17 protein-coding genes are annotated in these 22,402 nt (G+C 56.9%); 11 read left to right on the top strand and 6 right to left on the bottom strand.

Going from position 1 to position 22,402, the window contains the following annotated elements:
- Nucleotides 1-8: 8 nt before the first annotated feature.
- The 7 genes from gabT (at nucleotide 9) to AC6I8B_RS12270 (ending at nucleotide 9,655) form a co-directional block, all read left to right on the top strand.
- Complete coding sequence (gene gabT, locus AC6I8B_RS12300; protein ID WP_010670905.1) at nucleotides 9-1,325, top strand: 4-aminobutyrate--2-oxoglutarate transaminase; 1,317 nt, start codon at nucleotides 9-11, stop codon at nucleotides 1,323-1,325.
- Between the two features lie 290 nt (nucleotides 1,326-1,615).
- Nucleotides 1,616-2,128, top strand: coding sequence for an Lrp/AsnC family transcriptional regulator (locus tag AC6I8B_RS12295; RefSeq protein ID WP_497817447.1), 513 nt, complete (start codon nucleotides 1,616-1,618; stop codon nucleotides 2,126-2,128).
- 271 nt (nucleotides 2,129-2,399) lie between these two features.
- Nucleotides 2,400-2,846 carry a GNAT family N-acetyltransferase gene (locus AC6I8B_RS12290; RefSeq protein ID WP_060680517.1) on the top strand — a complete coding sequence of 149 codons (447 nt, stop codon included), beginning with the start codon at nucleotides 2,400-2,402 and terminating at the stop codon, nucleotides 2,844-2,846.
- A gap of 18 nt (nucleotides 2,847-2,864) precedes the next feature.
- The gene (locus AC6I8B_RS12285) at nucleotides 2,865-4,910 is read left to right on the top strand and encodes a hydantoinase/oxoprolinase family protein (protein ID WP_157352494.1); all 2,046 of its coding nucleotides are present in this window, start codon (nucleotides 2,865-2,867) and stop codon (nucleotides 4,908-4,910) included.
- 1 nt (nucleotide 4,911) lies between these two features.
- A complete protein-coding gene (locus AC6I8B_RS12280; protein WP_122458193.1) occupies nucleotides 4,912-6,870 on the top strand; it encodes a hydantoinase B/oxoprolinase family protein in 1,959 nt (652 codons plus the stop codon).
- Nucleotides 6,871-6,932: 62 nt separating this feature from the next.
- Complete coding sequence (locus AC6I8B_RS12275; protein ID WP_497817446.1) at nucleotides 6,933-8,714, top strand: thiamine pyrophosphate-requiring protein; 1,782 nt, start codon at nucleotides 6,933-6,935, stop codon at nucleotides 8,712-8,714.
- Nucleotides 8,715-8,812: 98 nt separating this feature from the next.
- Nucleotides 8,813-9,655, top strand: a complete 843-nt coding sequence (locus AC6I8B_RS12270) for an oxidoreductase (RefSeq protein WP_157352489.1) — start codon at nucleotides 8,813-8,815, stop codon at nucleotides 9,653-9,655.
- Nucleotides 9,656-9,796: 141 nt separating this feature from the next.
- Here the strand turns inward: AC6I8B_RS12270 and AC6I8B_RS12265 are convergent, their stop codons facing one another.
- On the bottom strand, nucleotides 9,797-10,444 hold the full coding sequence (locus AC6I8B_RS12265; protein ID WP_497817445.1) for an RES family NAD+ phosphorylase: 648 nt from the start codon (nucleotides 10,442-10,444) through the stop codon (nucleotides 9,797-9,799).
- The gene (locus tag AC6I8B_RS12260; RefSeq protein ID WP_232526429.1) at nucleotides 10,437-11,201 is read right to left on the bottom strand and encodes a hypothetical protein; all 765 of its coding nucleotides are present in this window, start codon (nucleotides 11,199-11,201) and stop codon (nucleotides 10,437-10,439) included. The genes AC6I8B_RS12265 and AC6I8B_RS12260 overlap by 8 nt, the downstream gene beginning before the upstream one ends.
- 280 nt (nucleotides 11,202-11,481) lie before the next feature.
- Here AC6I8B_RS12260 and AC6I8B_RS12255 point away from each other — a divergent pair, with 280 nt between their 5' ends.
- The 3 genes from AC6I8B_RS12255 to biuH are packed head-to-tail and all read left to right on the top strand — an operon-like array spanning nucleotide 11,482 to nucleotide 14,898.
- Nucleotides 11,482-12,918, top strand: coding sequence for an amidase (locus tag AC6I8B_RS12255; RefSeq protein WP_157352487.1), 1,437 nt, complete (start codon nucleotides 11,482-11,484; stop codon nucleotides 12,916-12,918).
- Nucleotides 12,915-14,231 (top strand): purine-cytosine permease family protein, encoded by a 1,317-nt coding sequence (locus tag AC6I8B_RS12250; RefSeq protein WP_033778901.1) that lies wholly within the window; start codon nucleotides 12,915-12,917, stop codon nucleotides 14,229-14,231. Before AC6I8B_RS12255 ends, AC6I8B_RS12250 begins: the two co-directional genes overlap by 4 nt.
- On the top strand, nucleotides 14,212-14,898 hold the full coding sequence (gene biuH, locus AC6I8B_RS12245; RefSeq protein WP_061703809.1) for a biuret amidohydrolase: 687 nt from the start codon (nucleotides 14,212-14,214) through the stop codon (nucleotides 14,896-14,898). Before AC6I8B_RS12250 ends, biuH begins: the two co-directional genes overlap by 20 nt.
- A 108-nt stretch (nucleotides 14,899-15,006) precedes the next feature.
- On the opposite strand, the gene AC6I8B_RS12240 is transcribed toward biuH, so the two are convergent.
- Entirely contained in the window at nucleotides 15,007-17,193 is a 2,187-nt protein-coding gene (locus tag AC6I8B_RS12240) for a putative bifunctional diguanylate cyclase/phosphodiesterase (protein ID WP_157352484.1), read from the bottom strand.
- 415 nt (nucleotides 17,194-17,608) lie between these two features.
- Between AC6I8B_RS12240 and AC6I8B_RS12235 the strand changes: the two genes are divergently transcribed.
- The gene (locus tag AC6I8B_RS12235; protein ID WP_157352482.1) at nucleotides 17,609-18,700 is read left to right on the top strand and encodes a mechanosensitive ion channel family protein; all 1,092 of its coding nucleotides are present in this window, start codon (nucleotides 17,609-17,611) and stop codon (nucleotides 18,698-18,700) included.
- A 184-nt stretch (nucleotides 18,701-18,884) separates the two neighbouring features.
- Here the strand turns inward: AC6I8B_RS12235 and AC6I8B_RS12230 are convergent, their stop codons facing one another.
- The 3 genes from AC6I8B_RS12230 to AC6I8B_RS12220 all read right to left on the bottom strand — a co-directional run bounded on the left by AC6I8B_RS12230 (nucleotide 18,885) and on the right by AC6I8B_RS12220 (nucleotide 22,363).
- The gene (locus tag AC6I8B_RS12230; protein WP_497817444.1) at nucleotides 18,885-20,525 is read right to left on the bottom strand and encodes a methyl-accepting chemotaxis protein; all 1,641 of its coding nucleotides are present in this window, start codon (nucleotides 20,523-20,525) and stop codon (nucleotides 18,885-18,887) included.
- Between the two features lie 570 nt (nucleotides 20,526-21,095).
- Entirely contained in the window at nucleotides 21,096-21,593 is a 498-nt protein-coding gene (locus AC6I8B_RS12225; protein ID WP_157352477.1) for a P-loop nucleotide/nucleoside kinase family protein, read from the bottom strand.
- Between the two features lie 140 nt (nucleotides 21,594-21,733).
- Nucleotides 21,734-22,363: a Vat family streptogramin A O-acetyltransferase gene (locus tag AC6I8B_RS12220; RefSeq protein ID WP_157352473.1), complete on the bottom strand. Its 630-nt coding sequence runs from the start codon at nucleotides 22,361-22,363 to the stop codon at nucleotides 21,734-21,736.
- Nucleotides 22,364-22,402 lie beyond the last annotated feature (39 nt).

The raw sequence follows: 22,402 nt of genomic DNA, 5'->3' as shown, positions 1-22,402 counted from the left end.
GGTTTAAAATGCAGAATGTCATGGCAGAGCAGCAAGCATACTCCGATAACAGCCTGTTACTGGATGCACGCGAGCAGAATGTGCCGCGCGGCGTAGTTACCGCCCATCCGCTGGTGATCGAACGCGCCAGAGGCAGTGAAGTGTGGGACGTGGAGGGCAATCGCTATCTCGACTTTGTCGGCGGCATCGGGGTGCTGAATGTCGGCCACAATCACCCGGCGGTGGTCAATGCGGTGACCCGCCAGCTCGGCCTGGTGTCTCACGCCTGTTTTCAGGTGGTGGCCTATCCGGGCTACATCGAGCTGGCGCAGCGGCTGAACAAACTGGTGGGCGGCGATGAGGCGTACAAAAGCGTCTTCTTTACCAGCGGCGCCGAAGCGGTGGAAAATGCGGTGAAGATTGCCCGCTCACACACCCAGCGCTCTGGCATTATCGCTTTTGATGGTGCGTTTCATGGCCGCACCCTGCTGGGTATCACTCTGACCGGCATGTCCGCGCCTTACAAACAGAATTTTGGCCCGTTCCCCGGCGATATTTACCGTCTTCCCTTCCCGAACCCGCTGCACGGTATTACTGAAGCGGACTGCCTGAAAGCGCTGGATCAGCTGTTTGCGGTGCAGATCCTGCCGGAGCGGGTCGCGGCGATTATCATTGAGCCGGTTCAGGGTGACGGCGGCTTCCTGCCCGCTGGCCCGGCATTTATGCAGGCGCTGCGTCGCATCACCAGCCAGCACGGTATTCTGCTGATTTGTGATGAAATCCAGTCCGGCTTCGGGCGTACCGGCACGATGTTCGCCTTCCAGCAACTGGGTATCAAACCCGATTTAGTCACGCTGGCGAAAAGCCTGGGCGGCGGTCTGCCGATTTCCGGTGTGGTGGGGCGTGCGGAGATCATGGATGCACCGACGCCTGGCGGGTTAGGCGGTACTTATGGCGGCAACGCACTGGCCTGTGCGGCGGCGCTGGCGGTACTGGATCTGTTTGAGCAGGAAAACCTGTTGCAGCGCTCCTGCCAGCTTGGTGAGCAACTCAATGCACGACTGCGGCAACTGGCGGATAAATATGCCTGCATCGGTGACGTCCGCGGCGTGGGCTTTATGCAGGCGGTGGAGATCCTCGATTTCGAAACCGGCCGCCCGGATGCGGCCTTAACCCAGAAGATCCTCGACAGCGCCTGTCAGGAAGGATTGCTGCTGATCAAATGCGGCCTGCATCGCAACACCATCCGTTTCCTGGCGCCGCTGGTCACTACCGACTCACAGCTGGAAGAGGCGCTACATATCTTCGATATTGCGCTGGCCCGCGCCACAGGCCGGTTGGGGTAAAGTGCGATTCCTCATTGATATTGTTAAAGTAATTTGAAAATCTCCCGCTGGTATAACCACTGCGAAGCGCTGGCGCGTTTACGGTAAAGCGTGATATACCTTCGGGAGGTTCTGCACATTTAATTAAGCGTCTATCCCATCAGGCTATTTCATTTGTCAGTCTGAAACTGGTCAGTGCTTACAATCCTCACGTACGCCATGTACGCGCCGGTTGTTCCGCGCTGTCCGTCTCCAGACTGCCTGCAACAATGACGCCTGGCGGGACAGGCTCTGACAATGAGGGGGGTGCTATGAACGGCTTAATGAAACTCGACCGCATCGACATCAACATCCTGGTGCAACTCCAGAAAGATGGCCGTATCAGCAACGTTAACCTCGCCGACGCCGTAGGCCTTTCGCCCAGTCCCTGTCTGCAACGGGTCAAACGTCTGGAACAGGCCGGTTTTATCACCGGTTATGAAGCGCACATTAATCTCACCCGCATTACCGATTCGGTGACGGTCTTTACCGAAGTCACCCTGTCAGGCCATCGCCGCGAAGACTTTATGAAATTTGAAAGTGCGATGCGCGACGTCGATGAGCTGATGGAGTGCCATCTGATTACCGGCGGCTATGACTATTTGCTGCGCTTTATTACCCGCAGCATTGAACATTACCAGGAAGTGATTGAGAAGATGCTCGACGCTCAGATCGGCATCGATAAGTACTTCAGCTATATCGTGATCAAATCCCCGATCCTGAAAAGCAGCGTGCCGTTGCGATCGCTGATCGGCAAGCACAATTCGGTGGAGTTCGGCGTGTAACGGGCGGCCAGGCGTCGCCCTCGCCATGTTTACCGGTGGAGAGAGGGCCGTCACCTGTCTTGTATCTGTCTGCTCTTTCGCGATTCACACCAGCCGCACTTATGTTCGCCCATCCGCTTCATTTCTCCCGTTAATCTGCAAGGCGCCCCCTCAGCATAAAATTTCTTCATGACGCAAAATTCAGTCGCAACAGCCGGTTCTGTGGCGCGCTACAGCCTCAACCGTTGGGCGAACCCTTTTACACTGTTTTCAACCGATACAAGGAGTTGTCATGGACTCATTGCAGATTGCTGACCAGCAGTGGCAGCGCGAGGCGTTCACTGTCTCCACCAGCCGCCAGCGGCTCGACCTGGCGTGGATCCACATCCAGCTGGCGGAGAAATCCTACTGGGCCAAAGGCCAGCCGCTGGCCAAAACCGTGCGGGCGATTGCCGGTTCGCTGCCGTTTGGCCTCTATCACCAGCAGAGCCAGATTGGCTTTGCCCGACTGATTACTGACTACACCCGGTTTGGCTGGCTGTGTGACGTAATGATTGATGAAAACTGGCGCGGTCACGGGCTGGGCAGCTGGCTGGCAACCTGCGTCCGTGAACACCCGGAGCTGCAAACGGTGCATCGCTGGATGCTCTCAACCCAGGATGCCCATCAGGTCTATCAGCGGCTCGGCTGGCGTGTGGTGCAACATCCCGAGGCGCTGATGGAATTTCCCCCTTCCTGACACTGGAGTTACCCCGATATGCGATACCGCGTTGGCGTGGATATTGGTGGATCCTTTACCGATTTCGCCGTGCTCGATCAGCAAACGAACCAGATTCACACCCTGAAAGTCCTGTCGCGACCGGATCAGCCAGGCAGCGAAATCGTTACCGGACTGGCGCAGTTTCAGCAGCATCAGGGCATTGATCCCGCTGAGATTGGCTACTTCACCCACGGCACCACGGTAGGGATAAACGCGGTGATCCAGCGGCGCGGCGTGCGGCTGGCGCTGTTCGCCACGGAGGGCTTCTGCGATGTCCTGGAGCTGGCCCGGCTTAAAATCCCGCATATCCACGATCTTTTCTCCCGGCGTCCTGCTCCGCTGATCACCCGCGATCGGGTGTTTGCCATCCGTGAACGCAGTGACGCGCACGGCAACGTGCTGCACGCGCCTGATCGCCAGAGCGTGCTCGACGCAATCGCTCAGGCACGCGCGGCAGGCTGTCAGGGCATTGTGGTGTCGCTGCTGCACAGCTATCGCAACCGGCACAATGAAGCGGCGGTGAAGGCGATTATCGACGAGGTGGCACCCGAGCTGCTGACCTCCTGTTCCGCTGACATCTGGCCGATCATCCGTGAATATGAACGCACCATTACCGCCACCATTAATGCCTACGTGCAGCCGATGGTGATCCACTACCTGGAATCCTTTGAGCAGGCGCTGCAACGGCTCGGCGTCAGGCCGCCGCCGCGCATCACCAAATCCAACGGCGGGGTGATGGGCGTCGATCAGGCGAAACGCGAATGCGTGCAGATGGTGCTCTCCGGCACCGCATCCGGGGTGATTGGTGCCAGCTATCTCGCCAGCGCCTGTGGTTTTGACAAAATCCTCAGCCTGGATATCGGTGGCACCAGCGCCGACGTGGCGGTGATCATCGACGGCAAAGTGGCGCAGGGCAACGGCGAAATCATCGGGGATTTCCCGATCTTTATTCCTTCTGTCGCCGTCACTTCGGTGGGGCAGGGCGGCGGCTCGCTGGCGTGGATCGATGGTCAGGGCGTGCTGCAGATGGGCCCGGACAGTGCCGGATCGCTGCCTGGCCCGGTCTGCTTCCAGCGCGGCGGCACGCAGCCCACCGCCACCGATGCGTTTGCCGCCTGCGGCATGATGGGCCATGGCGCGCTGGGTTATAACGCCGTCACTGTTAATGTGGACGCCGCCTGTGCGGCCTGGCAGCCGCTGGCCGATGCGCTTGGCGTCACGGTGCAGGAAACGGCGGAAACCGCCATCCAGCTGGCTATCTCCAGCATGTACAGCGACACCAGCGGGCTGCTGTCGCGCTTTGGTCTCGATCCGCGTGAATTCTGGTTCCTCGCCTTTGGCGGAGCGGGTCCGATGATGGGCTGCTTTCTGGCCCGCGAACTGAATATGAAAGGGGTGATTGTGCCGCCGACGCCGGGCGTGCTGTCCGCGCTGGGCGGGCTGGTAGCAGATATCCGCAACGATTTTATCCGCACGCTCTACGGCGATCTGACACCCGCCCTGGCCGACACCCTGGCCAGTGAAGCCGAAGCATTACAGCAGCGCGCCTGTGGCTGGCTGGCCCAGGAGCACGGCAGCGATATGCCTTACAGCCTGCAGTTCAGCGCGGATATGCGCTATCGCGGTCAGTCGTTTGAGATCGATGTACCGCTGGAGACGAACTGGCTGGCGCAGGCGGATTTCACTGCGCTGCATGACGCCTTTGATCGCCAGCACCAGCAGCTGTTTGGTCACTGTGACCCGCAGGCGCCGGTGCAGTTGATCAACCTGCGGCTGGTGATTGCATCACCGACGCCGAAACCGGTGATTAACCCACTGGCTCCGGCCACGGAACAAGTGCCGGTACTGAAACAGACCAGGGCGTGGATCGACGGCGGCTGGCATCAGGTTGATTTAGTGCTGCGTTCAGTGCTGCGTGCCGGCCATCAGCTCAGTGGCCCGGTCATCATCGCCCAGGATGACTGCACCACCTGCGTGCCGCCCGGCATGGGCGTCACGGTCGATTCATTCGGTAATCTGCTGATCACGGCGAACGAGGCATAACATGGCGATTGATGGACGTAACTTACAGATCCTGGCGAACTACTGCGCCGCCGCTGCCGATGCGATGGCCTTTACGCTGATGCGCACAGCGCACTCCACCTTTGTTAAAGAGACGGAAGATTTCTCCTGCCAGATTGTCAGCCGCAGCGGCCTGGCGTTTGCCTCGCCGCGCAGCTTCGGCGCCCCCTGGTACAGCGGCATCGACTATGCGCCGGTGCTGGCACTGATTGAAGAGTACGCTGACGGCGACATCTGCATTACCAACGACGCTTACGCCGGCAACGTGGCGACCCACTCGCCCGATATCCATATCTGGAAACCGGTGTTCCACCAGGGTGAAATTGTCTGCTTCGTGGTGGGCCACATTCATAACACCGACGTCGGCGGCGCGGTGCCTGCCTCGCTGTCGCGCTCGCTGACCGATATCGTGCAGGAGGGGATTCGCATCCCGCCGCTGAAGATCATGCGGCAGGGTCAGCTCAACGAAGAGGTCGCCAGCATCATGCGGCTCAATGTGCGGGTGCCGGATCAGAACTGGGGCGATTTCAAAGCCCAGCTGGCGTCGGTGAACGTCGGCGAGCGTAAAATCCACGACATTATTGCCCGCTTTGGCATCGCCGATTTTTTGCAGGGCATTGAGGGCATTCTCGATTACGCCGAAGCGCAGGCGCGCAGCATTATCAAAACCATTCCCGACGGGGAATACTTCTATGCCGACTACGCCGATGAAGATGGCGAGGGCGGTTATCCCTGCCGTATCGCCATTACTCTGCGGGTGCAGGGCGATCAACTGGAGCTGGACTACACTGGCAGCGATCCGCAGCTGGCCTCGTCGCTGAATATGCCGACTGGCGGACGTGAGCGACATCCGCTGGCGCTGGTGGGTGTTACCTATGTGCTCTCTACGCTGGACCGCTCACTGCTGCTTAACGCCGGTACGCTGCGACCCACCCGGGCAATCCTGCCGCCTGGCACGGTAATGAACTGTGAAGCGCCCGCAGCGGTAGGGATGCGCTCGCTGACCTGTGCACTGTCGCAGATTGCCACTATCGGCGTCTTCTCGCTGGCGATGCCGGAGCGTTTGCCCGCGAATTCACCGGGCGGCAACTCAATCATGAACATCCGTACCCAGACGCAGAATCGCAGCGTGGTCGCCTCGCTGGGTCCGGTGGGCGGCGGCGCGGGTGGCACGCCGCGTCACGACGGGCCTGACGGCTCCGGCGGTCTTTCAGCCTTTCTGAAAAATACCCCGATTGAGATCAACGAAGCGGAAGTACCGATCCGCTTTCATCGCTACGGACTGGCTCAGGACAGCGCCGGAGCCGGTCGCTATCGCGGCGGTTTAGCCACCGAAATGGCGTTTGAGATTTTCTCGCCCAATACCACCATTACCGCGCGCAACCGTAACCGATCGGTGTTTGCCTCGGCGGGCGTAGTCGGCGGCCAGAGTGGGGCGCTCTCTTACTTCCGTACCCGGCGTGACGGTGAGGTCATCAATCACGGTAACACTGATGTGATCCACTGCCTGCCGGGTGACGTGGTCGAAGTGCGCGGACCCGGCGCGGGCGGTTATGGCCTGCCAACACAGCGCGATGCCGACGCGGTGATGCAGGATGTGCGCTGCGGTTATCTCAGCGTCGCGGCAGCCAGGACGCAGTATGGCGTGGTAGTGGTTGATCACCACGTGGATCGGGCAGCAACGGAGCACCTGCGCGCCACGATGCCGCAGCAGGCTGCGCACCATTTTGAGCACGGCGAAGCACGGAGTCGCTTCGAAATGCTCTGGACGCCACAGCGTTATCAGTTACTGACCGCCTTTCTGGCAAGCGCGCCGGTGAGCTGGCGTCACTTCCTGAAAACCCAGGTATTCCGGGCGGTGGCAGAGATAGGCGAAACGGCGGATATGGCACAAATATTCAGTGATTTGCGTCAGCGATACCCGGCAATGGCGAACAATTAACGGCGATTGCCCATCGTCTACTACGCTTTAAGTCTGCATGGACTACAAGGGGAAACGCGACGATGAGCATGAAAACCAGTGATTTTTTTGTCCAGCGCCTGAAAGAGTGGGGCGTCACACGCATCTATGGCTATCCGGGAGATGGCATCAATGGGGTGCTGGGCGCCATTCAGCGTGCTAACGCCAAAGGCGACGGCATCGAATTTATTCAGGTACGCCACGAAGAGATGGCGGCCTTTATGGCGGCAGGACACGCCAAATTCACCGGTGAGCTGGGCGTCTGCCTCTCTACCGGCGGGCCGGGCGCGACCCATCTGCTGACCGGACTCTATGATGCCAAAATGGATCATGCTCCGGTGCTGGCGATTGCGGGACAGGCGGAAGCGACCGCGCGCGGCTCCAGTTATCAGCAGGAGATGAACCTGGATCGCATCTTCTCGGACGTTGCCAACTTCGTTCAGGAAGCTTCGAGTTCAACCCAGGTTCGCCATCTGCTCGACCGGGGCGTGCGCATCGCCAAAGCGCAAAACGGCGTGGCGGTGATCATCATCCCTAAAGATATTCAGGATGAAGAGTGGCAGCCGCCGCAGCATCTGCACGGTTTTACCCATTCCGGCAGCGGCTATCAGCGTCCCAAAGTGATCCCTTATGAAGCGGATCTGCAACGCGCCGCTGAGGTGCTTAACGCCGGCAAAAAAGTGGGGATTCTGATTGGCGCAGGCGCACGTAACGCCGCCGTCGAGGTGGTACAGGTCGCCAATGTGATGGGTGCGGGCGTGGCAAAAGCGCTGCTGGGCAAAGATGTGCTGCCGGACGATGCGCCGTTTGTGACCGGTTCGATTGGCCTGCTGGGCACGAAGCCCTCATCCGATTTAATGCAGAACTGCGACACCCTGCTGATGATCGGCAGCGGCTTCCCGTGGACAGAGTTCCTGCCGGAAGAGGGCAAGGCGCGTGCGGTGCAGATCGACATCGATCCCGCCATGCTCGGCCTGCGCTATCCCAGCGAAGTGAATCTGCATGGCGATGCGGCTGAAACCCTGCGCGCCCTGCTGCCGCTGCTGGAGCACAAAGAGGATCGCAGCTGGCAGGAAGATATTGCGCTTCAGGTGCGCGACTGGTGGACGCTGATGGAAGAGCGCGCCATGGCACCGGCTAATCCGGTCAACCCGCAGCGGGTGGTGTGGGAGATGTCGCCACAACTGCCGGATAACGCCATTGTCACCTCGGACTCCGGTTCCTGTGCCAACTGGTTCGCCCGCGACTATCGGGTTAAGCAGGGTCAGCGCGCCTCGCTCTCCGGCGGCCTGGCCTGTATGGGCGCGGCGGTGCCTTATGCGATTGCCGCAAAATTTGCCCATCCCGATAAACCGGTGGTGGCGCTGGTGGGTGACGGCGCCATGCAGATGAACAATATGGCGGAGCTGATCACCATCCAGAAATACTGGCAGCAGTGGGCCGATCCGCGCCTGATCGTCTGCGTGTTCAACAACCAGGATCTCAATCAGGTTACCTGGGAGCAGCGGGTCATGGAGGGCAATCCCCGCTTTGACGCCTCGCAGCAACTGCCGGACGTGAAGTATGCCGAGTTTGCGCAGTCGCTGGGGATGGTCGGTATTTTTGTCGATAATCCTGACGATCTGGCGGCGGCCTGGCAGCGTGCGCTCAGCGCCGATCGCCCGGTATTGCTGGAGGTGAAAACCGATCCGGAAGTTGCCCCGTTACCGCCGCACATCACCTTTAAACAGGCGAAAGCTTTTATGGCGTCGATGGTGAAAGGCGATCGCGGTGCGGCACAGATCATCAGCGACACCGCCAGCCAGCTGTTCAATAAAAAGCATTAAGGGCTAAGTGGGGCGGTCGCGCCTCGCTAACCTTAAATCCCGGATGCACTCGCGTCCGGGTCTCCAGTCACTTCATCATCATCAACGGGAGTCTTACCATGACTGCTCACTCCAGCCCTGTCTGGTTAATATCGGGATGTTCGACCGGATTTGGTCGTGAACTGGCGCAGCAGACCATCGCGCGTGGTTTTAAGGTCGTCGTGACGGCACGTGATACCTCTTCCATTGCCGATCTGGTTGAGGGACACGACAACGCGCTGGCAGTAGCGCTGGATGTGACCCACCAGGCGAGCATCGACCAGGCCGTCAAAGCGGCACTGGACAGGTTCGGCACCATTGATGTGCTGGTAAACAACGCCGGTTACGGCTATCAGAGCTCGGTGGAAGAGGGTGTGGAAAGCGAAATCCGCGCGCAGTTTGACGCCAACGTCTTTGGCCTGTTTGCCCTGACCCGCGCCGTGCTGCCCGCGATGAGAAAGGCGCGCAGCGGCCACGTCATCAACATTACCTCGGTGGCAGGCTTAATTGGTTTTGCCAGCTCAGGCTACTACTCTGCCAGTAAACATGCGGTGGAAGGCTGGTCAGATTCGCTGGCGCTGGAAGCGGGACCGCTGGGCATTCGCGTCACCTGTGTTGAGCCAGGTCCGTTCCGCACCGACTGGGCGGGACGCTCCCTGCATCAGACGCCGAGCACGCTGCCGGACTATGCAGAGACCGCAGCCGCACGGATGAAAGCCACCGCCGAATACAGCGGCACGCAGAAGGGCGATCCGGCGCGGGCCGCCACGGCGATGATTGCCATCACTGAGCATGACAACCCGCCACGCCATCTGGTGATGGGCGCCTGGGGCCATGATGCCGTAACCAGTAAGCTTAAAGAGCGGCTGGCTGAGATCGAAGCGTGGAAACAGACGTCGGTGGAGACGGATTTTCCGGAGTAGAGGTGACAGGGCATGAATGCTATTTCTGCAGGCGAACTGAAAAACCGATTGAGCACGGCCGATCCTTTAATGCCAACTACGCGTGTTTTGCCTGGTTGAGAGAGTATTAAAATTCCGGACATAGCATTTCAGGGCATTACGCTAAAATCCAGTGAGCAGAATCAGCGCCATCTCATTCGCCAGTGCGCTGAGTTCATGTTCGACATCTGCTGACTCCGAAGCAGGTTGAGCGTTAAGCGTAATGTCCAAATCTTCAGCACAGATACGATCGCCAAAAAGCATTAACGCCTTATCGCCATGCTGCCTGGAAGACCACTGAATCCCCTGTGCATCCGGATTAGAATGATGTATTTGCTCTGCCCATTGCTGGGTTTCAGGGTAGTGATCAGCAGTTGAACCCAGCAGCTCACCTTGCGTAATGCCATGTCTTTTCATAAAGCGTGGATTGAGGTCCACCAGCTTAATCTCTACTTTAGGGGTGAGCTGACTGTGGGACAGCTTATTCAGAACTGTGAGGTCAACGGGCGCATTTTCACAAGGCGTAGGGAGATCGTGTAATACCGTCTCCATTAGAGCAACCGACAGCGTTTTACCGCCATAAAGCGTCGGGATGATGCGACCCGCATGGTCAGTAATTGGGCTGAAACGTCCCACGCCTTTTCCTAGATTGAACTCCGCGGCGCCATACTGCGACCAGTGAATGCGGTCAATAGTTTTACCTTTCGGCCAGGTGACCAGAGAGGCCGATAAATCATCATCTTTGCAGGGTGTTTTGATCTTTTTAGCCATGAACCGGACCTTCCTTTGCCCGCTGTGCCGCCTCCAGTACTTTTTCCGGTTCGAACGTCATGAGATTTTTAGGCTTTTCATTACCAAGCCAGCTATTTGGCGTGCCAAACCAGACGGCCAGGGTCCATGGCGTTTTTGATTCTCCAAACAGCGCGATGATTTTTTTCATCAGCGGCAATGGCTGCCCGCCAACGTCCAGCCCATAGGCCGGATAGAGATCCCTGCCTTCAAAGGAAAGGGCAAAAATCTTTCCGGTTCGCTTCCACCGGTTAGGTAATCCGCTTGGATTTTTCACAGTGGCGCTGCTCCCGGCACGGCGTGAAACTTCCTGCGCAGGCAACCACTCGCTGTCGTCCAGAATATGCTTCCTGAGTTGTTCCAGCTTTGCGGTGTTATTAATCGTGACAGGCTGTCTGGTCTGTTCTGCTGTCGCCATGTCGACAGCGCTGAAAGGCGACTTACCGTGACTGGCGAGCTGACTTACGCCCGATACGGCCCGGAATGCGGCATCCAGTGCGATTTTAAAGGCGGCTTCATCCACAGAGACTGGCCGTTTTACCACATAGTATTGCGCTGGCTCATCATGGCAGTGCGGGACTGAGACTGTGATCTCTGCTTGCCCACCCTGAGACCGGGAAGAGGAAATGCTGCCTGCCGGCACTGGAATAACGTCGAAGCCAGTGGTTTTATCAGACCTGATCATGATTTTACTCCTGCTGGCAAAATACAAATATCGAATATCGCCAATATATCGCATGTAGCGAGAATTCTCTACATTTACTGATCAAAAACCATCCAGCGATTGACTGAGCTTTGGCATGAAACGAGCTCAGGAACCACACGCCCCCTTATCGCGCAGCCCTGCGCCATCATCGTGCTGGAAAAATAAACAGTCGCCTCCACCTGGCATCATAAGAATTCGATCTTGTATCCCAGCCCGTATTCCATCTGGCATCCCCGTTTCAGACCGGATGAATCACCGCTAACTGGCACGCTTCATGCACTAGCCGACAGGTACACTTTTGGCGAGGTAACCCATGCTTGACTCCTTATTAGACGAAGATGCCACCACGATGGCCGCTCTGATTCGCAGCGGGGACGTGTCGGCTTATGAGCTGACCGGGGCGGCGCTGGCACGGATGGAACAGCGGGAACCGGCGATACAGGCTTTTTGTACTCCGACGCCTGAACTGGCGCTGGCACAGGCCAGAGCCGTGGATGCCCGACGGGCACGCGGAGAAACACTGGGCGCGCTGGCGGGGGTACCGCTGGCGGTGAAGGATTTAATCTGCACCGCAAACGTCAGAACCACCTCCGGTTCGGCGGCGTACAAAGATTTCGTGCCGGAAGATGATGACATCACGGTGGAACGGTTGCTGGCCGCCGACGCCATTTTGCTTGGCAAAACCACCGCACCGGAGTTTGGCTACAGCGGGGTCGGGCACAATCCGCTGTTTCCGTCGCCACGGAATCCCTGGGATTTGAGCATGACGCCAGGAGGGTCCAGCGCTGGTTCGGGTGCGGCGGTGGCGGCGCGGCTCTGCCCGATTGCACTGGGCAGCGACGGCGGCGGGTCGGTACGCATTCCGGCGGCGCACTGCGGTATTTTCGGCTTCAAGGCGTCGATGGGCCGGGTGCCGCTGTGGCCCGGCTGTCGTGATGAACGCTACCCCGGCGTGTCGAGCTGGGAGTCACTGGAGCACATCGGTCCGATGACGCGCAGCGTGCGCGATGCCGCGCTGATGATGTCGCTGATGGCGGGACCGGATATGCGCGATCGCCACTCGATTCCCTGCAGCGATGTCGACTGGCTGGGTGCGCCACACCATCTGCCAGGCAAACTGCGCATCGCCTTCAGCGCGGATTTTGGCTATGTGGCCGTTGACCCGGAAGTGCGGGCAGTGGTCAGCGCGGCGGTGCAGCGTTTTGCCGCTGAAATCGGTGCTGAACTGGAACTGGCCGATCCCGGCTTCAGTGATCAGTCGGCGGCCTTTGGCGCGCTGGTGGCGATGGAGAGCGATCTCACCGGTATGCGCCGGATGCTGGCGGAGCAGGGCAGCGAGATGTCGCCGCATCTGGTCGCCATGCTGCAGCGCGAATGGCGGGCGGAAAACTTCACCGATGCCATCACCACCCGAAAAGCGGTCAGCAACTGCCTGTGGCGCTTTATGCAGCGCTTTGACCTGCTGATTACCCCGACGCTGGCGGTACCGCCGTTTCCGCTGGGGATGCAGGGACCGGAGATCATTGATGGCCGCATGGTCCGCAGCGATCACTGGCTCTCGTTCTGCTACCCGTTCAACTTCACCGGTCAGCCCGCCGCGTCCGTGCCCGCCGGTTTTACCGCCAGCGGCTTGCCCGTCGGTCTGCAGATTGTCGGACGTCATCTTGATGATGCCTTAGTGCTGGCTGCCAGTGCCGCTTTCGAGCGCATTCAGCCGTGGAATCACCTTCAACCCGGAATCACCCTATGAAAACGTCTACTACGCCTGCGCTGGAGCAGGAGTTTGAACATGAGCCGGTACCGCTGTCGCACCGTCATTCTACCCGCTCCGTCTCGGCCGTCTGGTTTGGATTTCCGATGATCCTCACCAATGCGCTGTTTGGCGGCATCATCACCTGGCATCTGGGGTTCTGGCCCGCGCTGATCGCCATTCTGCTGGGAAACCTGGTGCTGTTCGCCTATGTCGGCGCGCTGAGCTGGTACGCCGGTAACAGCGGAATGAACTTTGCTTTACAGGCCAGACGCACCTTTGGCAGCAAAGGCTACATCCTGGTCTCGGGTTTTCTCTCGACGGTGGTGATCGGCTGGTACGCCTTCCAGACCGGCCTTACCGGCACGGTCATTAATCAGACCTTTGGCTGGAATGCGCTGGCGGTGACGGCCTTCGCCATGATCCTCTATACCGGCATTACTTTCCTGGGCGTGCGGGCGCTGTCGGTGCTGGGGATGATCGCCGCGCCGCTGTTTGTGGTGCTGGGAATGGTAGCGCTGTGGCTGATTAGCAAACAGCACGACTTCTCCGTGGTGACGCAGTGGAAGGGCAGCGCCAGCGCAGCCGGTGCAATGAGCATGGGCACCGCCGTCACCATGGTGGTGGCCGGTTTTGCTGACTCCGGCACTATGACCGCTGACTTTACCCGCTGGTCGAAGAATGGTCGTTCGGCGGTGATCGCCGCGTTCTCTGCCTTCCCCGTCGCCAACGTCATCTCCTATCTGTTCGGTGTGGTGATTGTGGCCGTGGGCGCCGCGGTTGATCCGCTGACCAATGGCGGTAACTTCCTGCCGATGCTAATGGGGCACAGCGCCTTTTTGTCGGTAGTGGCCTGCCTGTTTGTCTTTATCAATCTCGGATCGGTCTGCACGCACTGCCTCTACAACGGGGCGGTGGGCTTCAGTCATCTGTTCAGCAGCAAAATGCGGCTCTGGACGCTGATCCTGGGTGCCATTGGCGGCGTGCTTGCGCTGGCGGGTGTCTGGTCTTACTTCCTGGAGTGGCTCAGTCTGCTTGGCATTGTGGTGCCACCGTTTGGTGCCGTGATGATCGTGGATTTAATTTTTATGGCGCGCATCAGCGAGCAGCGTCCGGCGCAGCGTTTTCGTGGTACTGCGTTTGCCGCCTGGGCGATTGGCAGCCTGTGTGCGGTGATCGCCCACGTCGCTTTCCCTCAATTCGGTGAAGCGGTTATTGGTCTGGTGACTGCCGCCATCAGCTACAGCGTGATCAGCAGAATGCGCATGCCGCGCCCGGTAATGGAGAACAGCAATGCCCGACTACAGCGTTAATTCAACCCCCTACGCCTGGCCGTTTGACGGCACTTTTACGCCGGCTGACACCGCGCTGATCGTGATTGATATGCAGACCGACTTCTGCGGCGTGGGCGGCTATGTCGACAGCATGGGCTATGACGTGAGTCTGACCCGCGCGCCCATCGCGCCGTTGCAACAGGTGCTGGCGGCGATGCGCGCCCGGCAGTTTCCGGTTATTCATACCCGCGAAGGGCACCGGCCCGATCTCAGTGATTTGCCCGCCAACAAACGCTGGCGCTCGCGGCGAATGAACGCCGGGATCGGGGATGAGGGACCGTGCGGCCGTATTCTGGTGCGCGGTGAACCGGGCTGGGAGATAATCCCGGAGCTGGCACCGCTGCCGGGTGAAGTGGTGATTGATAAGCCGGGTAAGGGATCGTTTTATGCCACCGATCTGGAGCTGATATTGCGCAGTCGCGGCATCCGTAATCTGATCCTCACCGGCATTACCACGGACGTCTGCGTCCACACCACGCTGCGCGAAGCTAACGATCGCGGCTTTGAGTGCCTGGTGCTGTCCGATTGCTGTGCTGCGACCGAGCAGCGTCATCATGAAGCGGCGCTGAGCATGATCCATATGCAGGGCGGCATCTTTGGTGCGGTCGCCCATTCTGCCGCGCTGCTGGATAGCCTGGGGGTTTAATTTCCCGCAACAACGGGTGAAGGGTGATGTTGATCTTCTGATCTCAGGTGCATCACGCAGCCGGAAAGCCTGAGCGCAGCTCTGTGCTCAGGCTTTCCACATCAGCGATCACTCGTGCTGCGCGTTATCTGGCGCAATAGTTTTCATCAGCGCCGCGAGCTGATCTGCGGGCACCGCCTGACTGAACAGATAGCCCTGCAACTGATTACAGCCCGCATCTGCCAGCGCAGACATCTGCCCTGGCGTCTCGACGCCTTCTGCTGTCACCATCAGACCCATGGCATGACCCAGTTTCACCACCGATTCAACAATCGCCACTGAATTTTCCGCCACGCCCAGCGACTGGGTGAATGAGCGATCGATTTTGATTTTATCCACCGGAAAGTTGCTGAGATAGTTCAGGCTGGAGTAACCGGTGCCAAAGTCATCCAGCGCAATCCGGAAGCCCGCGTCACGCAGCTCCACAATAATGGCGCGTGCTTCACGTTCATCTTCGATTAACACCCCTTCGGTGATCTCCAGTTCCAGGCGTTTCGGATCGCCGCCGTTCTGGCTGACAATCGCCATCACCCGCTCAACAAAGCCGGTAGAGCGGAACTGCACCGGCGAGACGTTGACCGCCACCAGCAGCTCGGGAAAACGCTGCTGAGTGATACAGGCTTCAGCAAGCACCCATTCGCCCAGCGGAATAATCAGGCCGGTCTCTTCGGCAATCGCGATAAATTCAGCGGGCGCAATCAGGCCGCGGGTCGGATGGTGCCAGCGCAGCAGCGCTTCGATACCTACCATCTGCTGGCCGCTAATATCCATAAGGGGCTGATACCACACCTCCAGCCCCTGATGGGTATGCAGCGCCGTACGCAGGTCGGCAGCGATGGTCTGTCGGGTCCGCACCGACTCATCCATCGCCCGTTCAAACTGACGATACGTGCCGCGCCCGCCGCTTTTGGCTTCATACAGCGCAATATCCGCTTTGCGCATCAACTCCAGCCGATCGACCCCATCTTTGGGTGCCAGCGCCAGTCCGATGCTGGCGCCACTCCAGACATCGCTGCCAAACAGTGTAAAAGGCTCACTCAGTTCATCAATAATGCGCTGCGCCAGGCTCTGCACCTGGCCGATATTATCGACGTCCGGCATTACCACAATAAATTCATCGCCGCCGATGCGTCCTACCGTATCGCTGGCCCGCACGATACGGCTCAGGCGCTGTGCGACCGCGATGATCAGTTCATCTCCGGCGTGATGACCGTGGGTATCGTTGATGGTTTTAAAGCGGTCGAGGTCAATGAGCAGCAGCGCCACACGCTGATCGTGGCGCGTCGCCAGAGCCAGCGCCTGGGTTAAGCGGTCTTCGACCAGTGCGCGGTTCGGCAGGCCGGTCAGCACATCATGAAACGCCAGGTGCTGTGCCTGAGCCTCCGACGCGCCGAGCCTGAGCATGGATTGCGAGAGGTTCACCGACGAGTTCCAGAGTCGCCGCACCATATAAAGGCACAGCAGGGATATCGCCAGTACCGCCAGCCCGGTAGATGGCCCGATGGTGCGCAGCATCTGCGCACCGGGACGGGAGGGGATCCAGTTCAGATAGCCAACCGCCTCACCCGCCTGGGCGATCAGCAGATAGCGCGCGCCGGTTCCCGGCTGTGGCGTGCCGTCGGAGAAGTGCAGTCCCTGCAGCTGATTGCGTTCCGCCAGACCCGCCAGATAGCCGTCATCAAGAAATTTCAGGCTCACCAGCCGGAAACGCGGCAGGGCATTATCATCCCGCTGGATGTTACCCACTGCCAGCGCGGCGGCACGGTTTGTCACACGGGCATAATCCGCGTTATCGTGGCGCGCCGGATCGTTGACCAGCGGGCTTTGCAGCACCTCACCAATCAGCGGGTCATCTTCAGGGGCAGAGACCGGCTGGCCTTCGCGCCAGACTCTGACGATTTGATTTTGCTGGTCCAGCACCAGAATCAGCTGATGGCCGAACATCTCATACAGCCACAGCCCAATGTTCTCATCCAGCCACCTGCTGCTGTTGCCCTCTGCCAGATGCTGCTCAAAGGGTCCCCAGCGCGACAGGCTACGCAGCTGGCGCAGATGCTCATTCAGACTCTGTGAAAAAGAGGCTTCAATCATCCGTTGCTGCTGATGGCGGGCCTCCGTATTGGTGAGTGAGGTACCAACAAAGAGCGCAGCGCCTGCACCTACAAACGTCAGCAATAAGATAGCGACCAGCGGCACCAGGACTTCACGCAGGAAACTGCGACGAAAATCAGAGGAAAGTTTAAGGGTGTTAATCATATTGTTGTTTTTCTCAGCAGCAGGGGAACAGCTTAAAAATTAGCAGATTGCACAAGATCGTCCACGCAAAGCGTTACGCTTAGTGATTCTGGCAATTTTTTGTTGCCGGATGGCCAGGGCAGGCTAAATAATGGGGAGTGAAAAAGTGGCCGTGTTGTATCAGATATTTTAATGGGGTTAGCTGGCTGGACGGTGACATGAGGGCCAACATTCGGCCTCTGTAGCAGTAGCCATAAGGCTGGCGCGCGACAGCCTCTCTGGACGCATCACCGTGCATTTCCTGTTAACTTCGCCGCGATGGTTCATACTCATGTGCGCTGATTGTGTTACGAACGGATAGCCGTGAAGACAACGGTTACTGAGTTTGTCACTTATCTGACAGCCTGAGGTTGTCAGCTTACTATAAGGGAAAATAATGCCATTGTTATTCGGTGAGTTATCTGGTTTCCCGTCATGGGTGCCTGTTGTATTACTCGTCTCGCTCTCTTTTGTGCTGGGATTTCTGGCCCGCCTTATCCTGCTCCGGTTCATCCGCTACTGGCAGATTCGTGACAGAAAGCTGTTCAAATCTCTTGAGAAGCATCTTAGCGGCTCGATGTTCTTTTTTATTCCGTTATTAATGATTAATGTCGGCGTTAATTACATCGATTTTCAACCGGAATCTCTCTCTTTAATTACCAATATCATCAATGTCTTTATTATTATGTCATTTTGCTCGGTCTTAATCCGGCTGACCAACGTGGCGCAGGATATGCTTTATATCCGCTATGACATTAATATTTCCAATAACCTTCGTGCGCGTAAAATCCGCACGCAGATTATCTATGTCAAAAAAGTGGTTATTGTTATCCTGGTTCTGTTCTGTGTTTCGCTGATTCTGCTCAGCTTCCCTGGCGTCCGGAAATTCGGCACCACCATCCTGGCGGGTGCCGGTGTCGCCGGTATCATTATTGGTTTTGCGCTGCAAAAGTCGCTGGTCAATCTGTTCGCCGGTATTCAGATCGCCTTTACCCAGCCTATTAAAATTGATGATGCGGTAGTGGTAGAAAAAGAGTGGGGCTGGATTGAAGAGATCAACCTGACCTATGTGGTGGTGCGCATCTGGGATTTGCGTCGGCTGGTGTTGCCGATCACCTACTTTACCGAAAATCCGTTCCAGAACTGGACGCGTAATAACGCCCAGATCTTAGGCTCGGTGTTTCTTTACGTGGATTACTCCATGCCGCTGGAGCCGCTGCGCAAGCATTTTGAAAAGGTGCTGAGCGAAACCAAGCTTTGGGATCAGGAAACCTCTGTGCTGCAGGTGACCGACACCACCGAGAAAACCATGACCATCAGGATGCTGATGACCGCGCAGAACTCGCCGATCGCCTTTGATTTACGCTGTTACGTGCGTGAGAAGATGATTGAGTTTATTCAGCATAATTACCCGGAAAGCCTGCCGCAGGTGAGAGCATCACTGACGGATACCGGGCGTGAGAAGGTGGGAATAGGGACGGCAGAATAGGGGCAAGCTGGGAGCGGCAGTCTGCGTGGGTGTGTGCATCCTGATGGCTGTTGCTCCGTTGTTCTTTCAGGGCAGGCGATGGCGTGTTTGTCCGCCTGGTGTCTGAAGCGGACATAATTGTTTTGGCCATCTTCTGGTAGGCCCGATGTCTGCAGAAGAAGCTGCAGACATCAGCCTGACTCAGTTAAAAGCTCACCCACGGATCGCTTGAAACTTTTTCTTTTACCTGAACAGACGGTATGGCCGGGGAGCGTAAGTCTGTCACGACCGCACCAGTCTGCAACCTGAACCGGCTGGTAATCGCACTTAACGATTTAACCTGTTCCTCCAGTACACCCGTAGCAGCAGCAGAAGCCTGAACCAGCGTGGCGTTCTGTTGAGTCACACTGTCCATTTCGGTTACAGCCGTGCCGATCTGATTTATTCCCTTACTCTGTTCAGAAGACGCCGCCGCAATCTCTCCCAGCAGCGAGGTCACGCCGGTCACATCGCTGATAATTTTTTCTGTTGTCAGCGAAACCTGAGCCACTTTCTGCTCACCCAGACCGACGTTCAGATTGGATTCAGCAATCAGCTTTTCAATTTCCCGCGCAGACTGTGTGCTGCGTTGTGCAAGCGTGCGAACTTCGTTAGCAACCACAGCAAAACCGCGACCCTGGTCGCCTGCACGTGCTGCTTCTACCGCTGCGTTCAGTGCCAGAATGTTTGTCTGAAAGGCAATGCTGTTTATTACGGAGGTAATTTCACTGATGGCCATTGCGCTGGTTTTGATGTCTGCCATCGTGCGCACCACTTCCCGCATTGCCGCGCCGCATTCCGAAGCGGTTCCGGAAGCCGCAGAGGCCGCGTCGCTGGCGACTGAGGCATTACCGGCGTTGAGTGAGACAGTAGACGAGAGCTCCTCCATGCTCGCCGCGGTCTCTTCGAGCGCTGCCGCCTGTTGCTCCGTGCGGCTGGAAAGACTGTGGTTGCCGTCGCTTATCTGCGTGGTAACGCGGGCCACTTCGCTTACGCCATTGACGATTTCACTCACCATCGTTTTCAGGCCAAGCTGCATATTTTCAAGCCCCTGCAGAAGCCTGCCCATTTCATCGTTGCGGAGATTGTGGAACTCCGATGTCAGATCGCCGGCGCCAATGGCTGCCGTTACTTCGCCAGCACGGCGCAGGGGCTTGATCAGCACATTTTTCAGCACCACCGCCACAGTGACTGAAGCCAGGATAAAGAGTATGACCGACACACCCGCAGCAGCATAAGCAATGTGCGTATCGGTATCGGCCTGTTGGGTGATATTTACGGCTGACTGCTTATGTATGGCAATGACCTTGTCCAGCGGAACGCGGTAAGCCTCATCAAGTGCCACGACTTTTGTGCCGGCAAGCATCAGAAAAGCGGGTACATCCCTTTTCTGCAGCGCGGTGAAAAGGGCACCAACGCCTTGCTGAGTGTAATCGTTGTAGCGTGCGGCCAGCTCCCGTGACAGTTCCGCTTCACCGGCCATTTTTGGTGCAGCCTGATAGGCCTGCATAAAGCGCAAGCCGCCATCATAGTAAAATCTGGCCTGGGCCAGCGCGGTATTAAACGCCTCTGGATTGCTGCCGTCAGCATAAGGAACAGCGGCCAGCAGTGTGGTGCGAGCGGCACGTATCCAGTTCGTCGTGTCAGCGACGCCAAGGGTTGCAGAAACTTCATGGTTGAGATTTTTGAGAGATTCCGCACTGCGATTCAGATAGATCACACTCAGCAATGAAGAAGCAAGAAAGACAAAAAACAGAAACAGTCCGGATAACGTCAGGATCGTGGTGAGACGTGTATTTTTCAGCATGGCAGTAAAGCTCCAGGTAAGATGTCTTACGATTATCGGCCTGGAGCAGCCAGAGATTACTCACGGTTATTAACCAACGGCAGTGCAAAAATCGCGCATAAATTTAAGAAGGCAGGCTTCAGTAAAAATAAAATGACAATTTAAAATTATGATGTTGAATCAGATGGTTTATTTATTTTTTAAGGTTTTGAATATTCAGATTAACTTAAAAAATAGTGGGAAATTACAATGTTAATTTGAGAGGGAATGATGGAATACCATCAAAAGGGCATCAGAATTTTGCCAGCCGGGATGCTTTTTGATTCAATTATCTGCGACTTCTACTCTTTTTCAGTTTTTGAAAAAGCCTTTGGGACATGATCAACTGTTCAGGAATTACGTCCGTTTTCTCTCATTGAGTACCTGACCCTGGTTACCTCATTAATCCTCTCCAGAACGTGCTGATATTGCCGCTTAAGCTGAGGGAATAGCGTGGCTACTTCTGTTTTACCGGTTTTAATCCCTGAGGGTAGGCAGCCTCAGGGATTAAAACATTTTGCCGTTAAGGGTGCGGGCCAAACGCGATCAGGGCTAAATGCTCGTCTGGAGGATGATATCAACGCACTCAGCAGGCGATAATTCCGCGGTATCTAATTGCAGATGCTCTCTGCTCCACGGTTCATAAACACGATCCACAACGGCCTGCCAGTCAGGCACTTTTAAACCAGGAATATCTGAGATTCTGTTCTCTACACGGGCACGATGCTGTTCTGGATCAGAACAGAGGATTTCTATCTCCAGAAAGGGAACACCTGATGATAGTGCGATATCACGAAAACTATCGCGCACCAGGTTAAGATCATTCACCGAGTCAGTGACAACAGGTGATCCCAGTCTGAGATTGTCCCGCGCAAGCTCATAAAGGATGAAGTAGCCTTCAGGGCCAATATCCCTGAAAGTTACTGAACTATTACGCAGAGCCTGTTCAACTGTGTCGACGCGTAAATACACCGCTTTTAATTTTTCAGATAACATTTTAGCGATAGTGCTTTTTCCGCAACCCGGAAGGCCACTAAAGATGTAGAGCATAACAACTCCTGTTTTAACCTGCGCTCCAGTGCTAAAGCAGACACATTGATACATCAATCTGCGCGAAATTATGCGAACCCGTGTCGGATGATCGCCGCCCTATGTCAGCAGCGGACAGCGTTTATTCCACTTCTGCCCGGCTATTCATCTGGCAGTGCTTCAAGGTCTGCGGAGATAATTGCCGGTAGGTTTTGAGTAATCTTTTCTACCGGCCAGTCCCACCAGGCCAGCTTCTCTAGTCGGGATATGGTTTCATCGGTAAAACGCTGCCTGATCACTCTGGCCGGGTTGCCACCCACAATCGAATAGGCCGGGACATCCGACGTCACAACAGAACGTGACGAGATTATTGCGCCGTTGCCGATTTTAACGCCTGGCATAATCAGCGCCTGATAACCCACCCATACATCATTACCAATCACCGTATCGCCTTTATAGGGCAGATCGCCGGCCTGAGGCTGGGCTGTTTCCCATCCATTTCCGAAAATGTAAAACGGAAAAGTGGAGAAACCTGCCATGTTATGGTTTGCCCCGTTCATGATGAACTGAACGCCCCTGGCTATCGCGCAGAATTTACCCATGATCAGTTTGTCACCAATAAAGGGGAAGTGATAAAGGACATTGCGCTCGAAGTTTTCTGAGTCTTCAGGATCATCATAATAAGTAAAATCCCCGATTATGATGTTGGGGTTATTCACCGTATTTTTGATAAAACAAACCTGTGGGAAGCCTTCCATTGGATGGGGATTGGCGGGATCCGGTCCGTACATATTCTCTCCTTATGCGCAACGTTAGTTCGTTCCAGTGTA

The organism is Pantoea sp. X-Soil-ISGK-285, assembly GCF_059730815.1.
Note: the sequence above shows the minus strand (reverse complement) of the source record. Positions and strands in the feature narration are given on the sequence as shown.